The organism is Microbacterium oleivorans, from assembly GCF_001644225.1.
Lineage (GTDB): Bacteria > Actinomycetota > Actinomycetes > Actinomycetales > Microbacteriaceae > Microbacterium > Microbacterium gawkjiense.
Map to the genome: position 1 here is coordinate 1,318,066 of NZ_LSTV01000001.1, position 14,040 is coordinate 1,332,105.

General features: G+C 70.4%; 10 protein-coding genes. 3 read left to right on the forward strand and 7 right to left on the reverse strand.

The annotated features are described in order from the left end of the window. The first annotated feature begins 38 nt into the window (after positions 1–38). Positions 39–1,997 carry a Stk1 family PASTA domain-containing Ser/Thr kinase gene (pknB, locus tag AYL44_RS06370; protein WP_064002352.1) on the forward strand — a complete coding sequence of 653 codons (1,959 nt, stop codon included), beginning with the start codon at positions 39–41 and terminating at the stop codon, positions 1,995–1,997. 72 nt (positions 1,998–2,069) lie between these two features. On the opposite strand, the gene AYL44_RS06375 is transcribed toward pknB, so the two are convergent. The 3 genes from AYL44_RS06375 to AYL44_RS06385 form a co-directional block, all read right to left on the reverse strand. Next, positions 2,070–3,398: a class II 3-deoxy-7-phosphoheptulonate synthase gene (locus AYL44_RS06375; RefSeq protein WP_064002353.1), complete on the reverse strand. Its 1,329-nt coding sequence runs from the start codon at positions 3,396–3,398 to the stop codon at positions 2,070–2,072. Positions 3,399–3,469: 71 nt separating this feature from the next. Continuing rightward, positions 3,470–4,159 (reverse strand): lysophospholipid acyltransferase family protein, encoded by a 690-nt coding sequence (locus AYL44_RS06380; RefSeq protein WP_064002354.1) that lies wholly within the window; start codon positions 4,157–4,159, stop codon positions 3,470–3,472. Position 4,160: 1 nt separating this feature from the next. Next, positions 4,161–5,096, reverse strand: coding sequence for an ROK family glucokinase (locus AYL44_RS06385; protein ID WP_064002355.1), 936 nt, complete (start codon positions 5,094–5,096; stop codon positions 4,161–4,163). A 144-nt stretch (positions 5,097–5,240) separates the two neighbouring features. Between AYL44_RS06385 and AYL44_RS06390 the strand changes: the two genes are divergently transcribed. Next, a complete protein-coding gene (locus AYL44_RS06390) occupies positions 5,241–7,076 on the forward strand; it encodes an AMP-dependent synthetase/ligase (protein WP_064002356.1) in 1,836 nt (611 codons plus the stop codon). A gap of 60 nt (positions 7,077–7,136) precedes the next feature. Here the strand turns inward: AYL44_RS06390 and AYL44_RS06395 are convergent, their stop codons facing one another. The 3 genes from AYL44_RS06395 to AYL44_RS06405 are packed head-to-tail and all read right to left on the reverse strand — an operon-like array spanning position 7,137 to position 12,501. Further along, positions 7,137–7,625, reverse strand: a complete 489-nt coding sequence (locus tag AYL44_RS06395; protein ID WP_064002357.1) for a peptide deformylase — start codon at positions 7,623–7,625, stop codon at positions 7,137–7,139. After that, positions 7,625–9,040 carry a MinD/ParA family ATP-binding protein gene (locus AYL44_RS06400; protein ID WP_064002358.1) on the reverse strand — a complete coding sequence of 472 codons (1,416 nt, stop codon included), beginning with the start codon at positions 9,038–9,040 and terminating at the stop codon, positions 7,625–7,627. Before AYL44_RS06400 ends, AYL44_RS06395 begins: the two co-directional genes overlap by 1 nt. A 53-nt stretch (positions 9,041–9,093) precedes the next feature. Further along, positions 9,094–12,501, reverse strand: coding sequence for a pyruvate carboxylase (locus AYL44_RS06405; protein ID WP_064002500.1), 3,408 nt, complete (start codon positions 12,499–12,501; stop codon positions 9,094–9,096). 96 nt (positions 12,502–12,597) lie between these two features. Here AYL44_RS06405 and AYL44_RS06410 point away from each other — a divergent pair, with 96 nt between their 5' ends. Beyond that, positions 12,598–13,410 (forward strand): ParA family protein, encoded by an 813-nt coding sequence (locus AYL44_RS06410; protein ID WP_064002359.1) that lies wholly within the window; start codon positions 12,598–12,600, stop codon positions 13,408–13,410. A 58-nt stretch (positions 13,411–13,468) separates the two neighbouring features. Here the strand turns inward: AYL44_RS06410 and AYL44_RS06415 are convergent, their stop codons facing one another. Beyond that, positions 13,469–14,014, reverse strand: coding sequence for a MerR family transcriptional regulator (locus tag AYL44_RS06415; protein ID WP_064002360.1), 546 nt, complete (start codon positions 14,012–14,014; stop codon positions 13,469–13,471). Positions 14,015–14,040 lie beyond the last annotated feature (26 nt).

Below are 14,040 nucleotides of genomic sequence, written 5' to 3' on the forward strand. Positions count from 1 at the left end.
TACCCGGGCTCGCAGGGTCAGCTCCGTAGACTTCTGACGTGAACGCCACCCCGCAGACCGACCCGCTGATCGGCCGCCTGGTCGACAGCCGGTACCGGGTCCGCGGGCGCATCGCCCGGGGCGGCATGGCCACCGTGTACGTCGCGACGGACCTGAGGCTCGAGCGGCGCGTCGCGCTCAAGGTGATGCACGGCCACCTCTCCGACGACACCGTCTTCCAGAATCGCTTCATCCAGGAAGCACGGTCGGCCGCGCGGCTCGCCGACCCCCACGTCGTCAACGTCTTCGATCAGGGCCAGGACGGCGAGATGGCGTATCTCGTCATGGAGTACCTCCCCGGGATCACCCTGCGGGAGCTGCTGCGCGAGCAGAAGCGCCTCACGCTCCCGCAGACGATCACGATCATGGATGCGATCCTGTCCGGTCTCTCGGCGGCGCACCGCGCGGGGATCGTGCACCGCGACGTGAAACCCGAGAACGTCCTGCTGGCCGAGGACGGCCGCATCAAGATCGGCGACTTCGGCCTCGCCCGTGCGACGAGCGCGAACACCGCCACCGGACAGATGCTGCTCGGGACGATCGCCTACCTGGCGCCCGAGCTGGTGACGCGGGGGACGGCGGACGCCCGCAGCGACATCTACGCGCTCGGCATCATGCTCTACGAGATGCTCGCGGGCGAACAGCCTTACAAGGGCGAGCAGCCGATGCAGATCGCCTACCAGCACGCGACCCACTCGGTTCCGCGCCCGAGCGTGAAGAACCCCTCGGTTCCGGAGCAGCTCGACGAGCTCGTGCTGTGGGCCACCGAGCGCTCCCCCGAGGACCGCCCGAACGACGCGCGCGAGATGCTCGAGCGCCTGCGCGAGATCGAGAAGCAGCTGGGCGTGTTCCCGCAGGTGGTGCGCTCCACCCCCACCGGGACGAAGGTCGTCGTCGACGACTCGCTCGACTCCGACGAGGTGACCCGCGTCATGCCCGGCACCTTCACGGCGCCGAGCGTCACGACGGAGGTCGACAACGCGACCCGCCTGCGGCGACGCACGCACCGCAACGCGGTCAGGGGCGGCTGGCTGCTCGCCGTGGTCCTCGTGCTGGCCGCCGGTGCCGGCCTGGCGGGGTGGTGGTTCGGCAGCGGTCCCGGATCGCTCGTCGCCGTCCCGACGGTGGCCGGGATGAGTTTCGACGACGCCGAGGACCTGCTGGCCGAGAACACCCTCGTCGCGCGCCGCGATGACGTCCACAGCCTGGAGGTCCCCGCCGGGGAGGCGATCGGGACGGACCCCGGCACCGGCGAGTTCGTCGACCGCGACTCCCCGGTGACCGTGCAGATCTCCGCCGGTCCCGCCACCGCCGAGCTGCCGGCTCTGCAGGACCGGGCACGCGCCGAGGTCGAATCGCTCCTGGCGGAGAACAGCATCACGGTCGCCGAGACCAAGAACTACTTCACGAGCTTCGCCGCGGACCGGGTCGTCCGCGTCTACGTCACGCAGGCGGGATCGCCGGATCCGGTCGAATGCACTGAGGGCTGCTCGGTCCTGCAGGGCTCGACGGCGGAACTCCGCGTCTCGCTCGGCCCGCTTCCCGACGTCGCCGGAACGCCGGCGGACGAGGCCGCGAAGACCCTGCGGGACGTGGGAATGGAGGTCGAGGAGACCCGCGAGTACAGCAACGACGTCGCCGACGACCTCGTCATCCGCGTCGACGATCGACCCGGCGGCGGCTCTTGGCAGCAGGGCGAGAAGCTGACGCTCGTCGTCTCCGACGGCCCGCGCCCCGTCGAGGTGCCCAACGTCGTCGGCGAGACGGTGCGTACCGCCGTCGACCGGTTGCAGTCGGCCGGATTCGAGGTCAACCCGAACATCGAGGACCTCGAACTCCCGCTCGGCGGACGCTACTGGGACGTCTACCGGGTGCAGGCCATGACCCCGGACGGCGGGACGCTGCAGCGCCCCGGGACGACCGTCAGCCTCACACCGCAATTCCAGCCCTTCGGCTGATCTCCGGCATCCGTTCTTCGCAGACGACGAGGGCCCGGCGGTCGATCCCCGCCGGGCCCTCGTGTCGCCTCGTCAGCGGTTGCCGAGCTCCTCGGCGACGAGGAAGGCGAGCTCGAGCGACTGCATGTGGTTCAGCCGCGGGTCGCACAGCGACTCGTAACGCGTCGCGAGGGTCGCCTCGTCGATCATTTCGGAACCGCCTAGGCACTCGGTCACGTCGTCGCCCGTGAGCTCGACGTGGATGCCACCCGGGAACGTACCGACCGCGCGATGCGCCTCGAAGAAGCCGCGCACCTCGTCGACGACGTCGTCGAAGCGACGCGTCTTGTAGCCGGTCGGCGTCGTGATGCCGTTGCCGTGCATCGGGTCGGTCACCCAGAGCGGCGTGGCACCGGCATCCTTCACCGCTTCGAGCAGCGGCGGGAGCGCGTCGCGGATCTTGCCGGCGCCCATCCGCGTGATGAAAGTGAGCCGCCCCGGCTCGCGCTCGGGGTCGAGCTTGTCGATGAGGGCCAAGGCGGTCTCGGGCGACGTGCTCGGTCCGAGCTTGACCCCGATGGGGTTGCGGATCTTCGAGAAGTAGTCGACGTGGGCGCCGTCGAGGTCGCGGGTGCGCTCCCCGATCCACAGGAAGTGCGCCGACGTGTTGTACGGCGTGTCCGTGCGCGAGTCGATGCGCGTCATCGGGTGCTCGTAGTCCATGAGCAGACCCTCGTGACCGGTGTAGAACTCCACACCGCGCAGCTCGTCGAAGTTCGCCCCGGCGGCCTCCATGAACTTGATGGCCCGGTCGATCTCGCCCGCGAGACGCTCGTAACGCTGGTTCGCGGGGTTCTTCGCGAAGCCCTGGTTCCAGCTGTGCACCTCGCGGAGGTCCGCGAACCCGCCCTGCGTGAAGGCGCGGATGAGGTTCAGCGTCGACGCCGCCGTGTGGTACCCCTTCAGGAGCCGCTGCGGGTCGGCGGTGCGCGAGGCCTCGGTGAAGTCGTAGCCGTTGACGATGTCGCCGCGGTACGCGGGCAGGGTGACGTCGCCGCGCGTCTCGGTGTCGCTCGAGCGCGGCTTGGCGAACTGGCCCGCCATGCGCCCCATCTTCACGACCGGCATCGACGCGCCGTAGGTGAGGACGACGGCCATCTGCAGGACCGTCTTGATGCGGTTGCGGATCTGCTGCGCCGTGGCCCCCGCGAAGGTCTCGGCGCAGTCGCCGCCCTGCAGCAGGAAGGCCTGACCGGCGGCGGCGTTCGCCAGGCGGGCGCGGAGGTTGTCGACCTCGCCGGCGAAGACGAGGGGCGGAAGGGTCGCGATCTCGGCGGAGACGGCGGCGACCGCATCCGCGTCGGGCCACAACGGCTGCTGCTTGATCGGGAGCGAGCGCCAGTGGTCGAGAGGAGTGGGCATCCGCCAATTCTAGCGGCGGCGGACGGCGCCCCCGGCCGTGTGACGGGGGGCCGCGACGGCGCAGCGAGAGCTCAGGAAGCGGATGCCGGGCGCCGGTGCTTCACGGTGGAGGCGTAGACGTCCTCGTACTCCTGCTCCCCCATGCGCTGGAGGGCCACCATGATCTCGTCGGTCACCGAGCGCAGGACGAAGCGGTCGGACTCCATGCCGTGGAAGCGGCTGAAGTCGAGGGGCTCGCCGATGACCATGCCGACCCGGCCGACCCGCGGGATCGATCGGCCGATCGGCATGACGTCGTCGGTGCCGATCATGACGACCGGGATCACCGGGACGCGCGCCGTCAGCGCCATCCGTGCGAGGCCCGTGCGACCGCGGTACAGCTTGCCGTCGGGGCTGCGGGTGCCCTCGGGGTAGATCCCGAGCAGGTCGCCGCGACCGAGCACCTGGAGTCCGGTGTTCAGGGATGCCTCGGAGGCCTTGCCCCCGGTGCGGTCGATCGGGATCTGGCCGGTCCCCTGCATGAAGACGCGCGTGGCCCAGCCCTTCAGCCCCTTGCCCGTGAAGTAGTCGCTCTTGGCGAGGAAGGACATCGGCCTGTCGATCATCAGCGGCAGGAAGATCGAGTCGCTGACCGACAGGTGATTGCTGGCGATGATGGCGGCCCCGGTCGCCGGGATGTTGCTCCGACCCACGATCCACGGACGGAAGATCGCCTTCACGATCGGTCCGATGATGAGGTACTTCAGGACCCAGTAGACCATCTCAGACCCGGCCTCCCGCGAGGTCGGCGACGCCGATCAGGCCGGCGTCGTTGCCGAGGGTGGCGATGGCGAAGGATGCGACCGGCCGCTCGCCGTAGCCCGGCAGCGCCGTCGCGTAGGCCTCGCGCACCGGGTGGAGGAGCCGCTCCCCCAGGTCGGCGACACCGCCGCCGATGACGAACAGGGCCGGGTCGAGGACCGCCTGGAAGCCGCCGCACGCCTCACCGAGGGCCGTCGCGACGCGGTGGACCGCCTCGAGGGCGCCGGCGTCGCCGTCCGCGATGAGTCGCTCCATGGCCGCTGCCGGCACGATCCCGTCGGCGGTCCGCGCGGCGGCGAGGCCCGCGCCGAGGGCGCCGGATGCCGCGATGTCCGCCGCTTCGCGCTGCAGGGCGCGCCCGGAGGCGTACTGCTCGAGGCATCCGTTCTGGCCGCAGCCGCAGGGGCGGCCGCCGCGCTCGAAGCGGATGTGGCCCAGCTCGCCGCCGATGCCGTTGCCGCCGACGAGCAGCTCGCCGTCGATGATCGCGGCGCCGCCCACGCCCGTGCCCAGAGTGATCATCACCATGTCGCGGACGTCCCGGCCGGCACCAAAACGGAACTCGCCCCAGCCGGCCGCGTTGGCATCGTTCTCGAGGGTGACGGGACGTCCGATGCGTCGCTCCAGCTCGTCGCGGAGCGGCTCGTCGGTCCAGTCGATGTTGGGGGCGTGCAGGATGACGGACCGGCTCGCATCGATGAAGCCGGCCGCGGCCACGCCCACGGCGTGCACCACCCGGTCGGTGACGAGGTCGTCCACCATGGCGGCGACGGCGTCCGCCAGCGCGTGGGGATCGGCGGGGGTGGGGACACGGCGCCGGTCGACGATCGTGCCCTCCGGGTCGACGATGCCTCCGGCGATCTTGGTCCCACCGATGTCGATGCCGACGTTGAGCACACCACTCCCCTCCGCGCGTGCGGGCGCACGGCATCCGTGAGTCTAACGGGGCGCGACGGGCCGCCGCGGCCGTGGGATCGAGGATCACGATGGCCTAGACTCGGTCGCACCTGACGCCACCCGGTACCGAAGGAGTTGCCGCCCATGAGCGCCGTACAATTCGACGTCCCCGCCGTCGTGCCCGCCGACCCGACCGCGAACACCTCGGACATCCTCGTCGAGCGGGTGAAGGCGACGCCGTCGCTGGCCCTGTTCGCCGTTCCGGACGGGGACGGATGGCGAGACGTCACCGCCGCGGAGTTCCACCGCGAGGTGATCGCGCTCGCGAAGGGATTCGCGGCCAGCGGCATCCAGCCCGGCGACAAGGTCGCCTTCCTCGCACGGACGACTTACGACTGGACCCTCGTCGACTTCGCGCTCTTCTTCGCAGGGGCCGTCATGGTGCCGGTGTACGAGACCAGCTCCGCGTCGCAGATCAACTGGATCCTCACCGACTCGGGCGCCGTGGCGATGGTGGTCGAGAACTCGACCCACGCCGAGCGTGTCGCGGAGATCCGTGCGGAGGTCCCGCTCGTGCGCGAGGTGTGGACGATGGGCACCGGGGACCTCGACAGCCTGCGCGCACGGGGCACCGAGATCACCGACGACGAGATCGAGCGCCGCCGTTCGCTGGCCAACGCCGACGACATCGCGACCCTCATCTACACGTCGGGTTCGACCGGCCGACCCAAGGGCTGCGTCCTTACCCACAAGAACTTCGTCGAGCTCTCCCGCAACTCCGCCAAGGCGCTCCACGAGGTCGTCGAGCAGCCCGGGGCCGCGACCCTCCTCTTCCTCCCCCTCGCGCACGTGTTCGCACGGTTCATCTCGATCCTCAACATCCACGCCGGGGTGAAGACGGGCCACGAGCCCGACACGACGAAGCTGCTCGCCGGACTCGGCTCGTTCAAGCCGACGTATCTGCTCGCGGTGCCGCGCGTGTTCGAGAAGGTCTACAACTCGGCCGAGCAGAAGGCGGAGGCCGGCGGCAAGGGCAAGATCTTCCGGGCCGCGGCGGCCGTCGCCGTCGAGCACTCCCGCCGCCTGCAGGACGGCGAGAAGATCCCGCTCGGGATGAAGATCAAGTTCGCGCTCTTCGACCGCCTCGTCTACAGCAAGCTGCGCACCGCGATGGGCGGGCGTGTGAAGCACGCCGTCTCGGGATCGGCGCCACTCGGGCCGCGCCTCGGTCACTTCTTCCACAGCCTCGGCGTGCAGATCCTCGAAGGCTACGGGCTCACCGAGACCACCGCGCCGGCGACCGTGAACCTCGCCACGAAGTCCAAGATCGGCACGGTGGGCCCCGCGCTCCCCGGCGTCGGCGTCCGGCTGGGCGAGGACGGCGAGATCGAGGTCCGCGGCATCAACGTCTTCAAGGAGTACTGGCGCAACCCCGAGGCGACCGCGGAGGCCTTCCACGACGGCTGGTTCCGCACGGGCGACATCGGGACCTTCGACTCCGAGGGCTACCTCACCATCACGGGGCGCAAGAAGGAGATCATCGTGACGGCCGGGGGCAAGAACGTCGCCCCCGCCGTCCTCGAGGACCCCATCCGCGCGAACCCCATCGTCGGGCAGGTGGTCGTCGTGGGCGACCAGAAGCCGTTCATCGGCGCCCTCGTCACGCTCGACCGCGAGATGCTGCCGACCTGGATGTCCAACAACGGACTCGCCGCCGACATGCCCATGTCGCAGGTGATCACGCATCCGAAGGTGCTCGCCGAGGTGCAGTCCGCGGTGGACCGCGCCAACAAGGCGGTCTCGCGTGCGGAGTCGATCCGCAAGTTCGTGATCCTCGACACCGAGTGGACCGAGGCATCCGGTCACCTGACGCCGAAGATGAGCATCAAGCGGAACGTGATCCTCTCGGACTTCGCCGGCGACATCGAGGAGCTGTATCAGGCGAACGTGTCCACCACGAACATCTCCCTCGGGAACTGATCCGCACCCCCTCACGCGACGAAGGGCCCCGGCGATCCGGGGCCCTTCGTCATGATCTGGTCAGAACCAGTCGGACTCGCGCACTTCGCGCATCGCCTGACGCCGGACGTCCTTCGGCAGGCGGTCGAGGTACAGCATCCCGTCGAGGTGGTCGCATTCGTGCTGCAGCGCCTGTGCGAGCAGCCCCTCCCCCTCGATGACGAGCTCGTCACCGTGCAGGTCGATGCCGGTGACGCGCGCCCAGGGGTGACGGAGGGCGTCGTGCCAGAGACCGGGGACCGAGAGGCATCCCTCCCCCGTCGGCACCGGATCGCCCGCGACCTCAAGGGTGGGGTTCAGGATGTACCCGATGACGCCGTCGACGTTGTAGCTGAAGGCGCGGACGCCGACACCGATCTGCGGCGCCGCGACGCCGGCACGGCCCGGTTCGGCCACGGAGTCGACGAGATCCGAGACCAGGCTGATGACGCCCTCGTCGATGTCGTCGATGGGTGCGCACACCGACCGCAGGACGGGGTCGCCGAACAGGCGGATGGGACGGACCGCCATCAGCGCACCGCTCCCGCCGCGCGCAGCCCCTCGACGACGACGGCCGCCAGCTCGCGGGCGGCGAGGCGGGTCGCGCCGGCCAGCTCGCGGAACGAGATCGGACCGCCGGTCGCGATGTGCGCGTCGTATGGAATGGTGACGACCGCGCGCACGCGGCTGCGGAAGTGGGATTCGAGTTCGCTCGGCTTGATGAGGCTCGCCCCCGGCCGGGAGGTGTTGAGCACGACCACGGCGTTGCGGGCGAGCTCGCCGTACCCGTTCGTCTCGAGCCACGACAGCGTCTCGGAGGCCAGCTTGGCCTCGTCGACGCTGCGTCCGGCGACGATGAGGATCTGGTCGGCGAGCTCGAGGGTCGCGTCCATGACGGAGTGCACGATGCCGGTGCCGCTGTCGGTGAGGACGATCGAGTAGTAGTGGGCGGCGATGGCGGCGACGTCGTGGTAATCGCGGTCGCTGAACGCCTCGGACAGGTGCGGGTCGGCATCGGAGGCCAGGATGTCGAGGCGCGTCTCGTCCCGCGCGACGATCCCGGAGAGGTCGTTGAACCCGGTCACGTCGGCGCGCGCACGGACGAGGTCGCGCACGGTCTTGCCGCTCGTGCGCTCGATCCGCTCGGCGAGGGTGCCGCGGTCGGGGTTCGCGTCGACAGCGATGATGCGGTCCTCGCGCGCGTCGGCGAGGGCCATCCCGAGCAAAGTGGTGACACTCGTCTTCCCGACGCCGCCCTTGCGCGAGAGCACGGGCACGAACTTCGCTCCGCCGGTGAGCGGCGCGGCGATGCGGCGGTCGAGCTCCTTGCGTGCGCGAACCTTCGGGCTCTCCGCGAGGAGGACCCGACGGAAGCTCGCGGCGTAGACGAGACGCTGCCAGGCGCCTTCGGGCTCGGGCGCGGCGACGCGGGACCGGTCGATGAGCCGATCGGCGGTGAGCAGGTCGGGGCTCTCGCGGTCGGCCGAGAGCTGGTCGAGACGGCGGGACTGCAGGGGTTCCTCGTCGACGCGGACCCCGCGCACACGCTCGAGGGCGTGCTTGTCGGCTCCCGCGGGATGGTGGATCGCACGCCGGGTCGCCCCCGTCGCCGGCGGGACCGTCGCCGCGACGACCTCCGCGTCGACGATGTCGCCCTGGGTGTCGGCTGTCGGCGCAGGAGACTCGTCCTCGCTCCGGGATGCGGAGACGACGGATGCCTCGTCGTGGCCGTCGTCCGAGGTCCGCTCGGCCTCGTCATTCCCGACCGGGGCGATGTCCTCGTCGTCGACGTAGTCGTCGTCATCGTCCGCGAGCGCCGGGAGCGTCAGGTCGATCTGGGCCGTCGTCCCGTCGACGATGCCGATGCCGGTCGTCTCGAGGTTGTCGGTGCGCTCGAGCACACCGTTGTCGACGTCCTCGGACATCTCGTTGTCGCGCTCACGCATCACGGGGGTCACTCCTGGTGGATCTGGGGCCTCGGAAAGCCCGACGCACCAGGTTAGTCCGCGGGACGGACCACGAGCAAAAGGTCGCCCGCCTCCACCTGCGCGGTGGGGGCGATCACGATGCGCTCGACGACGCCGTCGATGGGGGCGGTGATGGCCGCCTCCATCTTCATCGCCTCGATGGATGCCACGGGCTCCCCCGCCCGCACCTTCGCGCCCTCGTCGGCCTTCACGGTGACGACACCCGAGAACGGTGCGGCGACCTGACCAGGCTTCGACGTGTCGGCCTTCTCGGCCTGGCGTGCCTCGACGGCGACCGAGCGATCGCGGACGGTGACCGGGCGCAGCTGACCGTTCAGGGTCGCCATGACCGTCCGCATCCCCTTGTCGTCGACCTCGCCGATCGCCTCGAGACCGACGTAGAGCTGCACGCCCCGCTCGATCTCGACCACGTGCTCCTGGCCCGGCTTCATCCCGTACAGGTAGTCGATGGTGTCGAGGACGCTGAGATCGCCGAACGTGTCACGGACCTCGTGGAACGCCTTCGTCGGAGCGGGGAAGAGCAGCCGGTTGAGCTTCTCGCGTCGCGTCGCCGAGTCCGCGTCGAGAGCCGCGGCATCCTCTGCGGAGATGTCGGTCACACCCACCTTCACGGAGCGTCCCGCGAGCACCTTCGACCGGAAGGGCTCCGGCCAGCCGCCGGGCAGGTCGCCGAGCTCGCCGGCCATGAAGCCGACGACCGAGTCCGGCACGTCGTACTTCTCCGGGTTCGCTTCGAAGTCAGCCGGGTCGGCCTTCACGGCCGCGAGGTGCAGGGCGAGGTCGCCCACGACCTTCGACGAGGGCGTGACCTTCGGGACACGGCCGAGGATCCGGTTGGCCGCGGCGTACATGTCCTCGATGAGCTCGAAGTCCTCCGACAGTCCGAGGGCGATCGCCTGCTGACGCAGGTTCGAGAGCTGGCCGCCGGGGATCTCGTGGTGGTAGACGCGCCCGGTGGGGCCGGGCAGACCCGACTCGAACGGTGCGTAGAGGTTGCGGACCGCCTCCCAGTACGGCTCGAGGTCCGAGACCGCCTGCAGGTCGAGTCCGGTGTCGCGCTCCGTGTCCGCCAGGGCGGCGACCAGCGCCGACAGCGAGGGCTGGCTCGTCGTGCCCGACATCGGCGCGGCGGCCGCGTCGACGGCATCCGCTCCGGCCGCGCTGGCCGCGAGGAGGGTCGCCAGCTGACCGCCGGCCGTGTCGTGGGTGTGGACGTGGACCGGCAGGTCGAAGCGCTCCCGCAGGGCCGACACAAGCCGCGCCGCAGCAGCCGGACGCAGCAGCCCCGCCATGTCCTTGATCGCGAGGATGTGGGCGCCGGCGTCCACGACCTGCTCCGCGAGGCGCAGGTAGTAGTCGAGCGTGTACAGGTCCTCGGCGGGATCGAGCAGGTTGCCGGTGTAGCAGATCGCCGCCTCGGCGACGGCGGTGTCGGTGGCGAGGACCGCCTCGATCGCGGGCCGCATCTGGCTGACGTCGTTGAGCGCGTCGAAGATGCGGAAGATGTCGACACCGGATGCCGCGGCCTCCGCGACGAACGCATCCGTCACCTTCGTCGGGTACGGCGTGTAGCCGACCGTGTTGCGACCGCGCAGCAGCATCTGGATCGCGACGTTCGGCAGGGCGAAGCGGAGGGCGTCGAGACGCTCCCACGGGTCCTCGCCGAGGAAGCGGAGGGCGACATCGTAGGTCGCACCTCCCCACGCCTCGACCGACAGCAGCTGCGGGGTGAGCCGGGCGAGGTGCGGGGCGACGCGGACGAGGTCCTTCGTGCGCACGCGGGTCGCGAGCAGGGACTGGTGCGCGTCGCGGAAGGTCGTCTCCGTGACGGCGAGTCCGTCCTGCGCGCGGAGCGCCTCGGCGAAGCCCTTCGGGCCGAGCTCGAGCAGACGCTGCCGCGACCCGGGGGCAGGCGCTGCGTTCAGGTCGACGGCCGGCAGCTTCGCGGCGGGGTCGGTGTGGACCGGGCTGTCGCCGTTCGGGCGGTTGACCGTCACGTCCGCGAGCCAGGACACGATCTTCGAGCCGCGGTCCTTCGACTCACGACCCTGCACGAGCTCGGGCCGCTCGTCGATGAACGCCGTGCTCAGGTCGCCGGCGGCGAACGCCGGGTCGTCGAGCACCCGCTGCAGGAACGGGATGTTCGTCGACACACCGCGGATGCGGAACTCCGCCAGCGCGCGACGGGAGCGGACGACCGCGGCCTCGAAGTCGCGCCCCCGGCACGTCAGTTTGGCCAGCATGGAGTCGAAGTGCGGGCTGATCTGCGAGCCGGCCGCGGTCGTCCCGCCGTCCAGACGGATGCCGGCACCGCCCGGCGAGCGGTAGGTCGTGATCTTGCCGGTGTCGGGGCGGAAGCCGTGCGCCGGATCCTCCGTCGTGATGCGGCACTGCAGGGCGGCGCCGCGCAGGTGGATCTGGTCCTGGCGCAGGCCCAGGTCCTCGAGGGTCGCGCCCGCGGCGATGCGCATCTGCGACTGCACGAGGTCGACGTCGGTGACCTCTTCGGTGACGGTGTGCTCGACCTGGATGCGGGGGTTCATCTCGATGAACACGACTTCGCCCGCACGAGGACCTGCGGTCTCCAGGAGGAACTCGACGGTTCCCGCGTTCACGTACGAGATGGACTTCGCGAACGCGACGGCGTACGCGTAGAGGTCGCGGCGGATCTCGTCCGAGAGGCCCGGCGCGGGTGCGATCTCGACCACCTTCTGGTGACGACGCTGCACGGAGCAGTCGCGCTCGAACAGGTGGACCGTGTTCCCCGCCGCATCCGCGAGGATCTGCACCTCGACGTGACGCGGCCGCTGCACGGCCTGCTCGAGGAAGACACGCGGATCCCCGAACGCGCTCCCCGCCTCGCGCATCGCCTCCGACAGCGCGGGCGGGAGGGCGTCGGGGTGCTCGACCCGCCGCATCCCGCGTCCGCCGCCACCGGCGACGGCCTTCACGAAGATGGGGAAGCCGATGTCGGATGCCTGCGCGACCAGCGCGTCGATGTCGTCCGACGCCTCGGTCGAACGCAGCACCGGCACGCCCGCGGCGATCGCGTGCTGCTTGGCGGTGACTTTGTTGCCGGCCATCTCGAGCACGGTCGAGGACGGACCGATGAAGGCGATCCCGTGGGCGGCGGCCTTCGCGGAGAGCTCGGGATTCTCGGACAGGAATCCGTAGCCCGGGTAGATCGCATCGGCGCCGCTCTCGAGCGCGACGCGGATGATCTCGTCGACGTCGAGGTACGCGCGGACGGGGTGGCCCACCTCGCCGATCTGGTACGCCTCGTCGGCTTTCAGCCGGTGCAGCGAGTAGCGGTCCTCGTACGGGAAGACGGCGACCGTCCGCGCCCCGAGCTCATACGCGGCGCGGAATGCGCGGATGGCGATCTCTCCGCGATTGGCGACCAGAATCTTGCGAAACATGCTCTTCACCTCACTGGGTGCGGGGCCACTCCGTCGGGGCCGCCGAGGTACGGGCTGAGTACCCTCACAGCCTAGGGGACGGTAACGTGGTCGCTTGTGCACGTACTCTCCGTCAGCTCCCTCAAAGGTGGCGTCGGCAAGACGACCGTGACCCTGGGCCTCGCCTCCGCGGCGTTCGCGCGCGGGGTGCGGACCCTTGTCGTCGACCTGGACCCGCAGTCCGACGTGTCGACGGGCATGGACATCCAGGTGGCGGGTCGGCTCAACGTCGCCGATGTCCTCGCCAACCCCAAGGAGAAGGTGGTCCGTCAGGCCATCACCTCGAGCGGCTGGGCGAAGGTGCACCCCGGCACGATCGACGTCATGATCGGCAGCCCCTCCGCGATCAACTTCGACGGTCCGCACCCGAGCGTCCGCGACGTGTGGAAGCTCGAGGAGGCCCTCGCGACCATCGAGGCCGACTACGACCTGGTGCTGATCGACTGCGCGCCGTCGCTGAACGCCCTCACGCGCACCGCGTGGGCGGCATCCGACCGCGTCGTCGTCGTGACCGAACCCGGCCTGTTCTCCGTCGCGGCGGCGGACCGTGCGCTGCGCGCCATCGAGGAGATCCGCCGCGGCCTGTCCCCCCGCCTGCAGCCCCTCGGCATCGTCGTCAACCGCGTCCGCCCGCAGTCCATCGAGCACCAGTTCCGCATCAAGGAACTGCGCGACATGTTCGGGCCGCTCGTGCTGACCCCCCAGCTCCCGGAGCGCACCTCCCTGCAGCAGGCGCAGGGCGCCGCGAAGCCGCTGCACATCTGGCCCGGCGACTCCGCGCAGGAACTCGCCGCCGACTTCGACTCGTTGCTGGACCGGATCGTCCGTACGGGTCGCATCCCCGTCTCGGGCGCCGCCTCCCCCGCCTGACCGTCCGCCACCTGGGCGCGCGAGAGCATCCTCCGCGCGTGCGGAAATGCGGCGTGCGTCAGGCGGAGCGCGCGGCCCGACGAGCGGCCAGCTCGTCGACCTGTTCCGGCTGCTGTGCCTCGAAGTCGACCAGGGTGGTCTCGACCTCGCGCAGGACCTTGCCGACGGCGATGCCGAAGACGCCCTGCCCGCGGCTGACGAGGTCGATGACCTCGTCGTTGGAGGTGCACAGGTACACCGATGCGCCGTCGCTCATGAGGGTCGTCCCCGCGAGATCGCGGATACCCGCGGCTCGCAGCTGATCGACGGCGATGCGGATCTGCTGGAGCGAGATCCCCGTGTCGAGGAGCCGCTTCACGAGCTTCAGGACGAGGATGTCGCGGAACCCGTAGAGCCGCTGCGATCCCGAACCGCTCGCGCCGCGGACCGTGGGCTCGACGAGCTCGGTACGGGCCCAGTAGTCGAGCTGCCGGTAGGTGATGCCGGCAGCGCGTGCCGCCTGGGCACCACGGTAACCGACTTCGTCGTCCATCTCGGGGAGGCCGTCGGTGAACAGGAGTTCGGTCGAGAACTTCTGCTCGCCCAGCGCATCGTGCGCGGTCATCGGGGCCTCCTGCGGGTGATCGGTGA